Raw genomic sequence first — 15,738 nt, 5'->3', positions numbered from 1 at the left:
CATCGCCCACACCCTGTAGGTAAATTCCTAAGCCTTATCGGCCAGCGCCTTGCACCAGCTTTCCATCGCGTTTGTGGCCAGCGGCATTGGTGGCTCCATGAACGTGATGTGGAAGTGGCTGCCCATGTCGGTCACGCCGATGGAGCGCGGACGCACGGCCATGACGTGTGGGTTGGGTAGTTTCATACCAAAGCAAAAGATGATGTTTTTGGCGTCAGTGATCGCCTCGGCGATGTCACCGTCAATGGATTTTGTGTGGCTTAGGTGATCAAAAATGCCGATGAAGGCGACTTTTGGGTGGGCGTCGATGTTGACCTTTAGGGCGGTCAGGATGTCATCAACGCTTGTGTGGCTGGTTTCGGATTTTGGAATTTCCAGATCGAAGGTCGGGTATTTTTCCATCAGGATAGATTGTTTCATCGGGGCGTCCTTTGGTTGGGTTGGACGGCTGCAATGGCAGTGCGCAGGCGGATTGGCGATGTGGCAAATTGCGCAGGCTTGCAAAGAGATTCAATGCCTGCTGCGCGGATATTTGGGGAACGAAAATGGGGTTAGGCGACCAGTTCCATGAAACGGGGGCGGCTGATGTTGGCTCCGCAGGCCAGCAAGCCGATGTTTTTACCCTCGCAGTGGGATTTGAGCGGGCCAAGCGCGCCGCTGAGGGAGGCGGCGCAGGCGGGCTCGACCATCAGTTTTAGCGTCTCGTTCATCAGGCGCATGGTTTGGCGCAAGTCGTCATCGGTGACGCGGACGATGTCGGTGACATTGGCGCGGGTCAGCTCGTATGAGTAAGGCAGCGCCGTGGGTGATCCGAGGCTGTCGGCGATTGTGTCAACTTTATCAAGGGATTGAGGGCTGCCGGATTGGAAGCTTTGAAACATGCTGTCGGCACCGAATGGTTCAACCCCGAAGATTTCGATCTTGGGGTTCAGCAGTTTTAATGCGGCTGACATGCCAGAGATCAGACCGCCACCGCCGACCGGCAGGATCACCATGTCGAGGTTGGGGGCGTCAGCGAAAAGTTCGGCCCCGCAAGTGGCCGCGCCAAGGGAAATGTTGTAGCCTTCGAACGGGTGGATGATGGTGCGGCCCTCGGCCTCGGCGATCTCGTGCATCTTCGGGAACACCTCAAGGATGCTGTCGCAGAGCACTAGATCTGCCCCTAACGCGCGACAGCCGTCAATTCGGATCGGGTCGGCGGTTTTGGGGATGGCGATTTTGGCCGAGGTGCCGCACGCTTTTGCGGCCCATGCCAAGGCCAGCGCGTGGTTGCCGCCGCTTGCCGCTGTGACGCCAGCGGCGCGTTGATCGGGGGTTAGGGCTTCGATGGAGAGAAGGCTCCCGCGGGCTTTGAACGAGCCAGCTTTCTGGAACAACTCCAGCTTCATCGTGGCGGTGCTGCCCTTTGGCAGCAGGTCCTCCAGCCCCGTTTGGCGCAGGTCCAAAGTGGGGGTGCGGATGATACGGCCTGCTATTTGTTGCTGGGCGGCTTTGATTTTTTCTAACGTAATATCAGTCATTTGCGCCATTCCACGGGCCGTGATAATCGCCGTCTTTGTCCAGCCGTCTAAAGCCGTGTTCGCCAAAGAAATCGCGCTGGGCCTGGATCAGGTTGGTGCTGCCGCGCGCGGTGCGGATGCTGTCGAACCATGCCAAGGATGCAGAGAGGACCGGCACGGGGACGCCATTATTGATGCCAGAAGTGACCACGCGGCGAAGGGCACCGATGGAGGCATCAAGGCGGGTTCGGATGGCGGGGGCGAGGATGAGTTCGTTTTGCGGCAGGTTGGTACGGAAGGCATCGGCCAGATCGTCCAGCAGGGACGAGCGGATGATGCAGCCGGCGCGCCAGATTTCGGCGATGCGCGGCATGTTCAGGGACCAGTCGTATTCATCGGAAGCCGCTTGCAAGACGCGAAAGCCCTGGGCGTGGCCAAGGATGCGGGCGGCCATCAGGGCGGCTTCCAGATCATCCGTGCTGGGCCGGTCGGTTTGGGTGGTGTCGGGGTTTAGCAGCGGCTGTGCGGCGATGCGGGTGTCTTTTTCGGACGACCACGAACGCGCCCCCACGGCGGCCTCGATTGCGCTGGCGGACTGGCCGAGTTTTAACGCCTCGATTGCGGTCCAGCGGCCAGTGCCTTTTTGACCCGCCTTATCAAGGATCAGATCGACCATCGGTTTGCCGGTTTCAGGGTCGACGGCTTGCAACACTTTGCCGGAAATTTCGATCAGGTAGGAATGCAGCGGGCCGTCGTTCCATTTGGTCAGCAGGTCGCCGATTTTTGCGGCAGGCCAGTTGGCCCCGTCACGCAGCAGCGCGTAGATTTCGGCAATCGCCTGCATGTCGGCGTATTCAATGCCGTTGTGCACGGTTTTCACAAAATGACCCGCGCCGTCGGGGCCGAGGTGATCAACGCAAGGATCGCCTTCAAATTTGGCCGAGATCGCTTGCAGGATGGGTTTTAGTTGGGTCCAGCTGTGATCCGTGCCGCCAACCATCATAGATGGGCCATGCCGTGCGCCGCTTTCGCCGCCCGAAACGCCCATGCCGACGAAATGCAGATCGGTTTCGGCCATCAGGGCGCTACGGCGGCGGGTGTCGTGGAAATTGGCGTTGCCGCCATCAAGGATGGTGTCGCCCGCGTCCAGCAGCGGGGTGATGGTGTCGATCATCATGTCCATCGGTTTGCCCGAGGGGATCATGAACAGGATCACGCGCGGGGTGGTCAGGCCCTGAATGAAATCGGTGAGCGTGTCGTGGGGGGAGAGGTTTTTGGCGAGCGCTCCGGCTTCTTTGATGAAGGGGGCGATCCAGTCCACCTCGCGGTTGGTGACAGCCACCTGAAAGCCATTATCGGCCATATTCAGGGCCAGTGCGCTGCCCATCGTTCCCAACCCATAGACGCCGATTTGTGATTTTGACATGATGTGTTCCTTGTGTTGTTAGCGCAAACATACGCTAGCCTTGTGGGGAATTCCAGCGGTTCACGGGCATTTGATACGGGCAGCGGCGAGCGCTGTTGGGAAAGCGGTTTCAAGCAGGTTTAGATCGGCGGGTGTGCCTGCGGAAATACGGATGCAACGGTCCTGTGGGGCGACGAAGGGCATGCGGATAAAGATGCTGAGTGCGGTCATTTCGGCGACGATGGCGCGGGCGAAATCGCCGGATTTGCCACAATCGATGGTGACGAAATTGGTGGCCGAGGGCAGGGGTGTCAGGCCATTGGCGCGGGCGATGTCGCTGATACGGGTTCGGGCGGCGGTGACTTTGGCGAGGGTTTCTGACAGGTAGGCCTGGTCTTGTAGGGCCGCGAGTGCGCCTGCCTGAGAGACGCGGCTCATACCGAAATGGTCACGGACCTTGGCGAAGGAGGCGATCAGGTCTGCGTGGCCAATGGCGGCCCCGACACGGGCACCAGCCATGCCGTAAGCCTTTGAAAAAGTGCGCATATGGATGACGTTCGGGTTGTCGGGCTGCATTGGTGGTGCGGTGCCTTCTGGGGCGAATTCAACATAGGCTTCGTCCAGCACCATCAAGCAGCCATTGGGTATACGCGCGATCATATCGTTGATCACGTCGGCGCTGTGCCATGTGCCCATCGGGTTGTCGGGATTGGCGAGATAGACCAGTTTCGCGTCTACCTCGGTGGCTTTGGTGATCAGGGCATCGGGGTCTTCCATATCGTCCTTGAACGGCACCTGCACCAACTCGCCGCCAAAGCCGTTTACGTGGTAGTTGAAGGTCGGGTAGGCGCCAGCCGAGGTCACCACCTTGTCGCCTGCCGCGACGGTCATGCGCACCAAGGAGCCAAGAAGCCCGTCGATGCCAGCACCTATGACGATGTTGTCCATGGTGACGCTGTGGTGGGCGGCCAGTGCTGCGCGCAATTCATGGCTGGCGCTATCGCCATACATCCATGTTTGCGGCACTGCGCCCTGCATTGCCAGAATCGCCTTTGGCGAGGGGCCGAATACGTTTTCATTTGCACCAAGGCGAGCCGTAAAAACATGGCCAAGGGCGCGTTCCTGCACCTCGGGGCCAACGAACGGCACGGTGGAGGGCAGCGAGGCGATCAGCGGGGTGTATCTGGGTCCAGTCATGGGGAATAGATTGCGCAAAATGCGCGGGGCGGCAAGGGGATAGGTTGAAAACATGCGTGGCGTGCATATATGAGAATCACTCGCAACTACCAATAGGTGATACATGTCGATCAAACTAACCCGTCGCGGATTTCTGGCAAGCACGGTTGCGGCCGGGGCTGTGCGCACCATGCCAACTATCGCCCCGCGTCTGGGTGGACGGCGCATATTGACGTTGGTTTACGACAAATCGCTGGGCATGATGCGGGCGATTGAGCGGGTGGTTTATTAACCCCGACGACAGGCATGTAATTCCTTACCTATGCAAGGGTGTCTGTTCAGGCTAGCCTGACACGCATTATCGCTGACTTGTTATAGGAGGCGCGCAATGCTTTTTAGGCTCGCTATTACGGTTTTAATACTGCTGTCTTTTGCGGATATGTCCCGTGCTAAATCTCTGGCGCTGGTGATTGGCAATGATAGTTACCAGAATGTTGAACCGCTATTGAAGGCGCGTTCGGACGCTGAAGGGTATCGTGCGTTCCTGCAAGATCGCGGGTTTGACGTGACAATGAAGCTGGATGTGGGCGGGCGCGATATGGTGGTGGCGTTGGCAGAATTTCTGGATAAAATTACAACGGGTGATACAGTTCTGTTTATCTATTCCGGTCATGGCTGGTCGGACGGACGCGAGAATTACCTAGTGCCGACCGACATACGTTTTGAAGGGTCGGAAACCCTGATTGCAGCGGAAAGTTTCGCGCTGCGCAACGGGGTGAACGGTGTTATTGATAAAATTTCCCAGCGTAGCCCCGCATTAACCGTGGCAATAATTGATGCCTGCCGAAATAACCCCTTTTCCAGTCCAAGCAATGGAACCCGCGCGATTGGTCTGGAGCGCGGGCTGGTTCAGGTCGAGGCGCCTGTGGGCACGTTCATCGCGTTTTCAGCGGGCGAAGGGCAAACCGCGCTGGACCGTTTGTCGGATGATGATCCCGAATCCTATTCGGTTTTTACCCGCTTTTTCCTTAAGGAACTTGCAAAACCGCAGGATTTGCAATCGGCCTTTAAGGCCACGCAACTTGCCGTGAACCAGTCGGCGCAAGGCATTGGTCATCCGCAGCGCCCTGCCTATTACGACGAGGTGATCGGTTCGGCATGTTTAACGGGTAATTGCACCCCGTCGTTGGTGGAGCCGACAAAATTGCCGGATGCCGCGCCTGTGGCGACGGTGGATCAAGTGTTGATTGCGCAAGTCGAGTGGCAGGATTTCAAGGAGACAACCTCGGTCGAGGCGTTGTTGCAGTTTTCCGTGCGCCATGCGGGCACGCCCTATTCGGCATTGGCCGCAGACAAGGCGCGGGTTTTACTGGCAGCACAAACGAACGACAGGGCGCCGATTACTCCGGATCCGCCAGTTGAGGTTGAGCACGAGGCTGTGCCGGAAAAACCCCCTGTTGTTGCAATTTTCAAACGGCCCAAGTGGTGCCCGTCAGCCGCCACGGCAACCGAGAAGACGATTTGCGGCAATAAGCGGCTGTCGTCACTCGACCTGAAAATGTCCCGCCTTTATTTTGCGAAATTACGGCGGCGGGATGCCAGCGGCAAGGCGCGTTTGAAAAACAGCCAGCGTGCATGGATTGGCGCACGGGATGCTTGCGGGCGCAATGTGGGCTGTATTGCGCGCAAATACGAGGATCGCATCCTGTATGTGCGCAACTGACCCTGTGACGGCGTGTTAGCCCATTTCGGCCAACCGCTGCATCGCGGCCTTTAGTTTGGCGGCTTCTTCTTCTTTCTGGCCGAGCAGTTCGCGGCTCTCGGCGACCACGGCATCGGGCGCACTTTCCACGAACTTGGGGTTGTTCAAACGACCGCGCAGGCCACCCATGTCTTTTTCCAGTTTGCCCAGCGATTTCTCCAGCCGCTCTTTTTCCGCCGACACGTCGATGATATCGGCCAGTGGCAGGGCGAATACGCCGCCCTCGATCGCGATGGTGACGGCCCCTTTGGGCAGGGTTGCGGTCTCGGTTAGCGGCTCGATGCGGGCGAGGCGTTTGATCAGCGCCTCGTTGTTGTCCCATGCCTTGCGGCCAGCGGTATCCAGATTTTGCATCAGCATCGGGATTTTGGCACCGGCTGGCACGTTGACTTCGGTCCGCACCGAGCGGATTTTGTCGACCAGATCAGTGACCCAACCCATTTCGCGATCCGCCTCGGGATCAACCAGATCGGCAGCCGTATATTGTGGCCAATCTTGGTGGACCAACATGTTGTCGCGTTTGGCTGTGATGCCCCATAATTCTTCGGTGATGAAGGGCATGATCGGGTGCAGCAGGATCATGCTTTGATCAATGATCCATGCCATCGTGGCGCGGGTCTCCTTAATGGCGGCGTCGTCTTCCGAGAAGAATGTCGGTTTGGTGAATTCCAGATAGCGGTCGCATAAGGTCCCGCGCACAAAGACGTAAGCGGCGCTGGCGGCGTCGTTGAAACGGTAGGCCTCAAGTGCTGCATTATAAGCGTCAAAGGCTTTGGCCGCTTCGCCGACCATCCATTTGTTCAGGGGTAGTTTGACGGCGGCTGGGTCAAAATCTGGATCTGGGTGGCATTCGTTGAATTGGGCGAAGGAGGTGGCGTTCCAGAGTTTGGTGCCGAAATTACGGTAGCCCTCGACGCGTTCGGTCGACAGCTTTAGGGAGCCACCGATGCTGGCCATCGAGGTCATGGTGAAGCGCACGGCGTCGGCGCCGAATTCGTCGATCATATCCAGCGGGTCGATGACGTTGCCCAAGGTTTTGGACATTTTCACACCATTTTCGTCGCGCACCAGCTGGTGCAGGTAAACGGTGTCAAACGGCACTTTTCCGGTGACTTCGAGTTGCATCATCATCATGCGGGCGACCCAGAAGAACAGGATGTCTTGGCCGGTGATCAGGGTGCTGGTGGGGAAGTATTTTTGCAGTTCCGGCGTGTCCTTGGGCCAGCCGAGGGTACCGATGGGCCAGAGGCCGGAGGAGAACCATGTGTCTAGGACGTCGGGGTCGCGGTAGATAGGCTTATAGTTTAAATCACCCGAATTGAATTGGGTGGTGAATGCGCTTTCAAAGCTGTCAAATACCTTAACGGGCATCCCATAAAAATTGGATGCAGCTTCAATGGCCTCTTCTTCACTACTCGCACAGAATTTTTCATTGCTGCCAAATTTTTCGTGACTCTCAGAATAGAAAGAATCTTTAGAAGGCCCATACCAAACCGGTATCTGGTGCCCCCACCAAAGCTGGCGCGAGATGCACCATGGCTCGATGTTGTTCATCCAGTGGAAATATACCTTCTCGCCACTTTCCGGCATGATTTTCACGCGCCCGTCTGTCACCGCATCACGGGCAGGGCCAGCGAGTTTGGCGGCGTCGACATACCATTGATCGGTCAGCATCGGTTCCATCACCACCTTGGAGCGGTCACAAAACGGCTGCATGATCTTTTTGTCCTCGATCATGATCATCAGGCCCTCAGAATCGATATCGGCAACCACCGCCTTGCGGGCCTCAAAGCGGTCCATGCCACGGTAGGCGTCAGGGATAAGGTTCAGGGCGTCAATTTCGGCCTCGGCCCAATCAGCCCCTTCGGAAATAGCTTTGGCGCGGGTGGCTGCGGTCTCGTAATCCGCGCCATCACCCCGCATGTGCGCCTTGGTATCCATCAGCCGATACAGCGGGATATGGTTGCGTTTGGCGACGCCATAGTCGTTCAGATCATGCGCGCCGGTGATTTTCACTGCCCCCGAGCCGAAGGTCATGTCGGGGTAGTCATCGGTGATGATCGGGATCAGGCGGCGGTGCTGTTTGGGACCAACCGGAATTTCGCAAAGCTGACCGACGATGGGCGCATAGCGTTCGTCATCGGGGTGAACTGCCACAGCACCATCGCCCAACATAGTTTCGGGCCGTGTGGTGGCGATGGAAATGTAGTTTCGCATCTCGCGCAGGGTGACGTTGCCGTCCTCGTCTTTTTCGACATATTCATATTCAGCGCCGCCTGCGAGGGGGTATTTGAAGTGCCACATGTGGCCGTCGATCTCGATGTTTTCGACCTCAAGATCGGAAATCGCGGTTTCAAAATGCGGGTCCCAATTGACCAGACGGCTGCCGCGATAGATCAGGTTTTTGTGGTATAGATCGACGAAAACTTTAAGCACGGCGTCGTGGAAATTTTCATCCATGGTGAAGGCATTACGATCCCAGTCACAGGACGCGCCGAGCCGCTTGAGCTGATTGACGATGGTGGAGCCGTATTTCTCTTTCCACTCCCAGACCTTCTCAATGAACGCCTCGCGGCCCATTTCGGCACGCGATGGCTCGCCATTGGCGGCCAGCATCTTTTCGACTTGCAGCTGGGTGGCGATGCCCGCGTGGTCTTGGCCGGGTTGCCACAGGGTGTCAAAGCCGCGCATCCGGTGCCAGCGCACCAGCACGTCTTGCAGGGTGTTGTTGAAGGCATGACCAATGTGCAGCGCGCCCGTGACATTGGGCGGCGGGATCATGATGCAGAAGCTGTCGGCACCTTCCTTGGCGTTGGCACCTGCCGCAAATGCGTGCGTGTCTTCCCAAGCCTTGAAAATACGTGCCTCGGCTGAAGCTGCGTCAAATGTCTTTTCCATCGCCATTGTGGTCTGCCTTCGCGTCAAAATCTGGTTAGGCGAGGTCTAACGAATGATGCGGGTAAGGGGAAGGGCGTGTTTGACGGGTGCCGGTATTAGCTGCGGTTCGGGGCGTTGGTTTGCAGGGGCACGCGTTCGCCTGTGCGGGTCACGGCGGGGTCATAGGGTTCGCGGGCGAAGACCTGTCGGGTCATGTTGGTGAAAAATTCGATCGGCAGGGTGTCGTAATCGGGATCAAAGCTGGTTTGGTCCCAGAGTTCGCAGAATTTTTCGCAATCGTCATAGTAGATGTGGCCCGCATATGTGTCACGTTTGTTCGGGTCGGCGCCAACGTGGGTGCCGTAATAGGCCAGTTGGAAATCGCCGTGTTTTTCCACCACCCATGTGCATTGTTCCCGCACGAACGGGCGCAGGATGCTGGCTGCGTATTCGTCGTGGTTGTAGGGTGCGTAGATATCGCCGATGTCGTGCAGCAGGGTCGAGACCACCCAATCAATGTCCGCCCCGTCCCGCCATGCCCGTGTGGCCGATTGCAGAGAATGGCCAAGGCGGCTGATTTTGTAGCCGGATAACCCTTGGTCCAGATCAACCAGTGCGGTGAGCAGCCGATCAGCGGTGCCTTTGGTGTATTCCACCTCGTGTTTGGTTAGGAAGTCATAGTCTTCCTTGTCGCCATCTTTCATTTGGGTGAATTTGACGTGATCCATGATGCGCACCTCGTTTGTTGATACCGAGAGGTAAGCCGAAAATTTCGTGTCTGGCAAGCGGGGTTAGGAAAACGCCTCGTAAACGCGGATCGCCAGCTTGTTCAGTTCATCACGGGGCAGATCGCCGACGATGGCGTAACGCAAGCGGTCGTCCTGCCAGTAAAAGCTGTTGGTTTTGCCGTTTTGTTTGAAGGTGAATTCGGCCATCTGGCTGTGGTCTGATCGCACAGCAAACAGGGTGATGCGGGTGCCTGCGGTGTTTTCATACATGAATTGGGCGGCGGGGCCTTCGGTGGCCGACAGCAAGCGCCCGCCAATCAAGCCAAAGCCGTTTGCAGTCAGGTCGGGTGCTGACAGCTGTTCGCCAACGCGGTTCGACAGCCAGCGGATCAGCAGCTCTTCCTCGTCTGCGCCTACCTCGACAGGGCGGTGGGGATCGGCGGTGTAGACAGCATGGGCGGTGATGGCTTCTTGCACAAGGCCCGCAACCATGAGGTCAGTGTTTTGTGGGGCAATACCACGGCCCATCCAGCCAAGCGCGACGCCGACGCCAAGGATTGCCAGAGATGCGGCAATGGCGCGCATCGGGGCGCGGGGGGGGGTGGCGGGGGCAATGGACGGCAGGTCAATCGGCATATCGGGGGCGGGGAACAGGGTGCGCAACGCGTCGTTTTGCGCGGCCCAGTCGGCAACTTCAGCGGCGCGGTCGGGGTTTTCGGCTAGATACGCCTCGACCAGCGCCATGTCGGCGTCGTCCAGTTGTCCGTCGACAAAGGCGTGCATCATATCGGTGGTTATTTGGGTCATGAGGCCCCCTTTAGGTCGGTTGTGGGCACATCGGCCATCATCTCGCGTAGTTTTGCCCGTGCGCGGCCAAGGCGCGACATCAGGGTGCCCAACGGCACGTTCAGCGCTTCGGCGGCTTGTTTATAGCTAACCCCGCCCAGCACCACTAGTAAGAGTGCCTCGCGTTGGTCTTCGGGCAGTTGGGTCATGGCACGGGCGGTTTGGGACAGGGCCAGTTTTTGGTCCAACGCATCCGGTGCGGCGGGATCATGGTGCATGTCGTCAATCGCCACGAGGTGCGGGCGGCGGGACTGGCTGCGCATCTGGTTTTTGTAAAGGTTCAGAAGCATTTTCATCAACCACGGTTTGAGTGCGCCGGTTTGTTGCCAAAGATCGCGTTTGCGCAGCGCACGTTCGGCGCAATCCTGCACCAGATCGTCCGCCATGTGCCGATCCCGCGTCAGGGCATAGGCATAGCGCCAGAGGTCCGGCAGGCAGTGCTGTAGCTGGGCGCGAAATTGGGGCATGTGATCCTATCAAATACGGGCGGCCCAAAGTAGCGGGGCCGCCCTGCCTTACCCTAACCGCAATTTGCGTTGGCTTGTATCCTAATTCGCCCCAAGATCGGGAGAATTAGGACGCTCGGTTTCAAGGCGAATGCAAATCGCTTGCGGGGACATGATTAGGGTTTGGCAATATGCCACACACCTTTGACGCCATCACCGGTCGTGTCGCCGGATTTCTTGTCTTTGAACCATGTATAGAGCGGCATGCCGTTGACTGCCCATTGGTGGGTGCCATCGGCACGGGTAATGACCGAAAACTGGCCAGCGCCCTCGGCTGAAGCTGGTGCCATCAATGGGGGCCATTTTACGGCGCAGCCGTCATTGCAGTTCGACACGCCTTTGCTATCCTTGTCGAAGGTGTAAAGTGACATGCCTTTGGAGTCGGTATAGATTTTTCCGCCCTCAACTGTGATGGCAAAGATGGATGCCTTTGGCGCATGTGCTGCTGCGAAAGCGGTGCCAGCGGACAATGTGGTTGCCAATGCGGCGGCGATCATGGTGGTTTTGAACATAGGGTTCTCCTGAAGGTTTCATATCGCCGGTGGTTTGAGCCGGCATATGATAAACACACCGCGGGGGGTGGTTTTAATCCTTGTCGGGTAAAATAAATTTGAAATCCGTTTGGAATTAACGGGTTAGGGATGTAACCGTAATATGGTTCACGGCATTGTTTATAGACGGCGCAGGGGTGTGGGCCGATGATTGGAGCATGGTTAAACAGATGATAGGGGATTGCGACGGATGCGGTTAAGCGAACGCATATCGGGCTGGCTGGGCCTTGGATCGCGGGTGGACCAGACGCCTGCGGTTCTGACGCGCGGGCGGGTTGACCATGTGATCATCTTTGACGGCACTATGTCGTCGTTGAAAGAGGGCTGCGAGAGCAACGCGGGGCTGACCTATAAAATCCTGCGCGAAATGGCTCCGTCGCAGCATTTATCATTGCGATACGAGAGCGGGGTGCAGTGGCACCATTGGCGCAGCACGATGGATGTGATCACCGGCAAGGGGATCAACCGCCAAATCAGGCGGGCTTACGGGTTTTTGGCCAGCCGGTATCGGGCCGGTGACCGGATATTCCTGCTGGGGTTTTCGCGTGGGGCCTATGCGGCGCGATCTATGGCGGGGGTGATTGACCGGATCGGATTGCTGACACAGGAACACGCCACAGTGCGCAATATCCGCCAGATTTACCGCCATTATGAATGCACAGCGCATAGTGATGCCGCGCAGGATTTTGCCAAAGCGCATTGCTATGACGGGGTCGAGATTGAAATGGTCGGGGTTTGGGATACGGTCAAATCCCTTGGCATCCGTCTGCCAGTGCTTTGGCGCTGGACCCAGCCGAAACATGATTTTCACAGCCATCATCTGGGCAACAGCATCCGCCACGGGTTTCACGCGTTGGCGATGGATGAAACCCGTCTGGCCTTTGCCCCTGTCATGTGGGAGTGCCCGGGGGATTGGCATGGGGTGATGGAACAGATGTGGTTTCGGGGCTGCCACAGTGACATTGGCGGCCATTTGGGGGGCTATGATGCGGCACGGCCCCTGTCGAACATTCCGCTGGTCTGGATGCTGGAAAAATTGGAGGGGTGCGATGTCTGTATGCCCGATGATTGCCGCGAGCGGTTCACGGTCGATCCCGACGCGCCATCGGTCGGATCATTTCGCGGTTGGGCCAAGCTGTTTTTATGGCGCAGGCGCCGCGTGATCGGGCGCGATATGAGCGAACATGTGCATTCCAGTGCGCAGGGGCATAAATATGCGCACCGCGTCAGCGCAGTTTCATAATCAGGCAGGTGGTCGATCCAGTGGCGTATGAATCGCTCACTCTTGAGTGAACTCTGCTTCAAGATAATGGGAATTACATTGGAAGGCCGAAAATGATGCAGGTCAGGCGACGTTTTGCAGCGACACATCCGGCGTAACCCCTAGCGCGTGACACACATCACGGGTCAGGGCGGGGCGGTTCAGGGTGTAGAAGTGCAAATCCTGCACACCGCCATCAATCAGATCACTGCACAATTCAGTGCAAACGGCGGTTGCCAGCAGGTCTGTGCGATCATCGCGGATGGCGGCATTAAACGCGTCATCCAGCCATGTCGGGATTGAGGCACCACAACCGGCGGCGAATTTTTTCAGGCCGGTCCAGCTGGTGATCGGCATGATGCCGGGGATGATCGGGGCGGTGATGCCAGCGGCGACGCAGGCGTCACGGAAGCGGAAGAACGTGTCGGCCTCGAAAAAGAACTGGGTGATGGCGCTGGTTGCGCCCGCGTCGATTTTGCGTTTCAGCCAGTCAACATCGGCGGCCATGTTGGCGCTGTCGGGGTGCGGTTCGGGGTAGGCACCAACGCGGATGTTGAATTTACCAGTGTCGGTGAGGGTTTCGATCAGTTCGATTGAATTGGCAAATCCGTCATCGATTGCAGTGAATTTTTCGGCACCATTGGGGGCATCCCCGCGCAGGGCGACGATGTCGGTGACGCCTGCCTTGGCGTATCCATCGGCGATGGCGAGGATTTCGTCACGGGTGGAATTAACGCAAGTCAAATGCGCGGCGACGTTTAGCCCGTAATTTTTGTGGATCGTAGACACGGCATCGTGGGTCAGATCACGCGTGGTGCCGCCAGCGCCGTAAGTGACCGACACAAAGTTCGGGTTCAGCGGAGCCAGCACTTGCACTGTGTCCCACAGCCGGAACGACGCATCGAGCGATTGTGGCGGGAAGAATTCAAAGCTGATGCGCGGCGTGACCATGGTGATTTCCTTTATGCTGGTGGGTCTTGTCGCACAGGATAAAATGTGAAACAAATTCATAATTCTCAAGATTAATATGAGGTTTGTTGTAAATGCATCTGGAATTGCGCCATCTGCGCACCATAAAAGCGATCCACGAGGCGGGCGGTTTGGGGCGTGCGGCGGATATGATGAACATCACCCAATCCGCATTAAGCCACCAGATCAAAGGGTTGGAGGTGCAAACGCAGGTCGAGCTGTTTGTGCGCCGTTCCAAGCCGTTACGCCTGTCAGCCGCCGGAATGCGGCTGCTGGTGCTGGCGGAGAAGGTGCTGCCTGAAATTGATGCTATTCAGGATGATTTTGCAGGTCTGAACGCGGGGCGCGCAGGTCGGTTGCATATCGCAATCGAGTGCCACGCCTGTTTTGAGTGGTTGTTTCCGGTTTTGGAGGAGTTTCGCAAGGCGTGGCCGGATGTGGATGTGGACATTCGCGCTGGCCTGTCGTTTGACGCGCTAACCGCGTTGCAAAAGGAACAGGTCGATCTGGTGATTTCGTCTGACCCTGAGGATCTGGAGGGTGTCGAGTTTGTGCCGCTGTTTGATTACGAGCCGGTGTTTGTGGCTGCCGCCAAGAACCCGCTGGCGCAAAAACCCTACATCGAGGCGGCGGATTTCAAGGGCCAGACCTTGATCGTCTATCCGGTGGAGCGCAGCAAGCTGGATGCGTTCACTGGACTGCTGGGCCCCGCCAAGGTGGAGCCTGCGGCCATTCGCAAGGTGGAGCTGACGGCGGTGATCTTGCTGCTGGTGGCCTCGAACCGCGGTGTGGCGGTGTTGCCCGACTGGGTGGTGCGCGAGGTGAAGTATAATTCGGATTATGTGACGCGCCCTTTGACCAAGAGCGGTTTGACGCGGCGGTTATTCGCGGCGGTGCGCGAGGATGACGTGGCCAAACCCTATATGGCACATTTCAATCGGCTGGGGCGCAAAATTCCGGTGAAAATGCAACGCGGGAAGAATTAGACCGGCTGCTATATCGCAGATTTAATACCCTTTAATTGTCTAACTGATGCCGCAATCCAGAGTTACCTTCTTTGCAGTTGTCTGAATAAGACGTATATTTTGTGGATTAGGTATCATGCCAACAACATTTAGTGTGATTAGCATCGGTGTTCTTGCCGATATGGATACAACCGAGGGCAATACAGTTGCCGAAAACGCTTCGGCGCTTGTCGGGATGACATTTGGCAGCGCGGGCAATGCGCTGGTCAATGATTTTGTAACGATGTCCCAAGTGGGAAATGTCGGGTCGTCCTACGGGACAAACAATTCCCCTGCAGAACAATTTTCGATTGATGGTGGTGCAGCACAGACGTTTGACAGCACTGCGATCTATAATGCGACGATTACCTATATCGATGGCACGACAGCGACGTATACGGCCGTTCTGTATCAGGACATCAATGGCAATACATACCTTGCCCCAGAATTTTCCGCCAACGCGGATCAAGCCACGCTCGAAGCTGGCGCAATCAGGTCAATTACCTTGGATAGCCTGGTTGGCAATAGCTATTCAGGTCTAACGGCAAGCCGTGAATCCTGGAATTTTGTGACATGCTTTGTGCGCGGCACAATGATTGAAACGGCCAGAGGATCGGTGCCCGTGGAAACGCTGCTTGCAGGTGATCTGGTGCGCACTGTGGACAACGGAATGCAGCCTTTGCGCTGGGTCGGACAACGGACTGTTGCGGCAAAAGGAAATTTTGCACCAATTGTTATCGGCAAAGGAGCACTGGGAAATACCGAAACATTGCGGGTTTCGCCGCAGCACAAGATTTTGCTGACCGGGTGGCGTGCCGAGCTGTATTTTGGTGAACCAGAGGTGCTGGTTGCTGCGAAAAATCTGGTGAACGGGGATACGATTGTGCAAGCGCGTGGCGGTGAAGTGCAATATTTCCACATTATGTTTGATCAGCATGAACTGGTGTATTCAGCTGGTATTGAAACTGAAAGCTTTAATCCGGGGCAACTGGCATTGCACAGTTTGTCTGATGCGTCCCGCGATGAAATATTTACGTTGTTCCCTGAATTGCGTGTCGGCGGGGGTGCGGCATATGGTGGGTTGGTTCGCCCTTCTCTGAAGGCAGGCGAGACACGGCTATTATTTTCCTGACCAGACCTTGTGCGGCCCTTGT

15 protein-coding genes are annotated in these 15,738 nt (G+C 57.1%); 5 read left to right on the top strand and 10 right to left on the bottom strand.

The window, feature by feature from the left end; all coding sequences use genetic code 11:
• Positions 1–27: 27 nt before the first annotated feature.
• From ACWB12_RS13760 to ACWB12_RS13745, 4 genes are all read right to left on the bottom strand, one after another.
• Positions 28–420, bottom strand: a complete 393-nt coding sequence (locus ACWB12_RS13760) for a DUF6858 family protein (protein ID WP_479530663.1) — start codon at positions 418–420, stop codon at positions 28–30.
• A 131-nt stretch (positions 421–551) separates the two neighbouring features.
• Positions 552–1,520 (bottom strand): threonine/serine dehydratase, encoded by a 969-nt coding sequence (locus ACWB12_RS13755; protein WP_479530662.1) that lies wholly within the window; start codon positions 1,518–1,520, stop codon positions 552–554.
• Positions 1,513–2,925: an NADP-dependent phosphogluconate dehydrogenase gene (gene gndA, locus ACWB12_RS13750; protein ID WP_479530661.1), complete on the bottom strand. Its 1,413-nt coding sequence runs from the start codon at positions 2,923–2,925 to the stop codon at positions 1,513–1,515. Before gndA ends, ACWB12_RS13755 begins: the two co-directional genes overlap by 8 nt.
• Positions 2,926–2,985: 60 nt before the next feature.
• Positions 2,986–4,101: a pyridoxal phosphate-dependent aminotransferase gene (locus tag ACWB12_RS13745; protein ID WP_479530660.1), complete on the bottom strand. Its 1,116-nt coding sequence runs from the start codon at positions 4,099–4,101 to the stop codon at positions 2,986–2,988.
• A 103-nt stretch (positions 4,102–4,204) separates the two neighbouring features.
• Between ACWB12_RS13745 and ACWB12_RS13740 the strand changes: the two genes are divergently transcribed.
• The gene (locus tag ACWB12_RS13740) at positions 4,205–4,372 is read left to right on the top strand and encodes a Tat pathway signal protein (protein WP_479530659.1); all 168 of its coding nucleotides are present in this window, start codon (positions 4,205–4,207) and stop codon (positions 4,370–4,372) included.
• Positions 4,373–4,468: 96 nt separating this feature from the next.
• Positions 4,469–5,803 carry a caspase family protein gene (locus ACWB12_RS13735; RefSeq protein ID WP_479530658.1) on the top strand — a complete coding sequence of 445 codons (1,335 nt, stop codon included), beginning with the start codon at positions 4,469–4,471 and terminating at the stop codon, positions 5,801–5,803.
• Between the two features lie 15 nt (positions 5,804–5,818).
• Here the strand turns inward: ACWB12_RS13735 and ACWB12_RS13730 are convergent, their stop codons facing one another.
• The 5 genes from ACWB12_RS13730 to ACWB12_RS13710 all read right to left on the bottom strand — a co-directional run bounded on the left by ACWB12_RS13730 (position 5,819) and on the right by ACWB12_RS13710 (position 11,311).
• A complete protein-coding gene (locus ACWB12_RS13730; RefSeq protein ID WP_479530657.1) occupies positions 5,819–8,746 on the bottom strand; it encodes a valine--tRNA ligase in 2,928 nt (975 codons plus the stop codon).
• Positions 8,747–8,835: 89 nt separating this feature from the next.
• On the bottom strand, positions 8,836–9,447 hold the full coding sequence (locus tag ACWB12_RS13725) for an HD domain-containing protein (RefSeq protein WP_479530656.1): 612 nt from the start codon (positions 9,445–9,447) through the stop codon (positions 8,836–8,838).
• A 63-nt stretch (positions 9,448–9,510) separates the two neighbouring features.
• Positions 9,511–10,254, bottom strand: a complete 744-nt coding sequence (locus ACWB12_RS13720; RefSeq protein ID WP_479530655.1) for an anti-sigma factor family protein — start codon at positions 10,252–10,254, stop codon at positions 9,511–9,513.
• Positions 10,251–10,760 (bottom strand): RNA polymerase sigma factor, encoded by a 510-nt coding sequence (locus ACWB12_RS13715; protein ID WP_479530654.1) that lies wholly within the window; start codon positions 10,758–10,760, stop codon positions 10,251–10,253. Before ACWB12_RS13715 ends, ACWB12_RS13720 begins: the two co-directional genes overlap by 4 nt.
• 155 nt (positions 10,761–10,915) lie before the next feature.
• Positions 10,916–11,311, bottom strand: a complete 396-nt coding sequence (locus ACWB12_RS13710; RefSeq protein WP_479530653.1) for a COG4315 family predicted lipoprotein — start codon at positions 11,309–11,311, stop codon at positions 10,916–10,918.
• A gap of 229 nt (positions 11,312–11,540) precedes the next feature.
• On the opposite strand from ACWB12_RS13710, the gene ACWB12_RS13705 reads away from it, so the two are divergent.
• Positions 11,541–12,593: a DUF2235 domain-containing protein gene (locus tag ACWB12_RS13705; RefSeq protein WP_479530652.1), complete on the top strand. Its 1,053-nt coding sequence runs from the start codon at positions 11,541–11,543 to the stop codon at positions 12,591–12,593.
• Positions 12,594–12,695: 102 nt separating this feature from the next.
• Here ACWB12_RS13705 and metF read toward each other — a convergent pair whose 3' ends face one another.
• Complete coding sequence (gene metF / locus ACWB12_RS13700) at positions 12,696–13,562, bottom strand: methylenetetrahydrofolate reductase [NAD(P)H] (RefSeq protein WP_479530651.1); 867 nt, start codon at positions 13,560–13,562, stop codon at positions 12,696–12,698.
• A gap of 92 nt (positions 13,563–13,654) precedes the next feature.
• On the opposite strand from metF, the gene ACWB12_RS13695 reads away from it, so the two are divergent.
• Both ACWB12_RS13695 and ACWB12_RS13690 read left to right on the top strand, forming a co-directional pair.
• Positions 13,655–14,566, top strand: a complete 912-nt coding sequence (locus ACWB12_RS13695) for a LysR family transcriptional regulator (RefSeq protein WP_479530650.1) — start codon at positions 13,655–13,657, stop codon at positions 14,564–14,566.
• 115 nt (positions 14,567–14,681) lie between these two features.
• On the top strand, positions 14,682–15,716 hold the full coding sequence (locus ACWB12_RS13690; protein WP_479530649.1) for a Hint domain-containing protein: 1,035 nt from the start codon (positions 14,682–14,684) through the stop codon (positions 15,714–15,716).
• Positions 15,717–15,738: the final 22 nt, after the last annotated feature.

It is taken from the genome of Profundibacter sp. (assembly GCF_056498605.1).
This window is presented reverse-complemented; position numbering and strand designations above follow the sequence as displayed.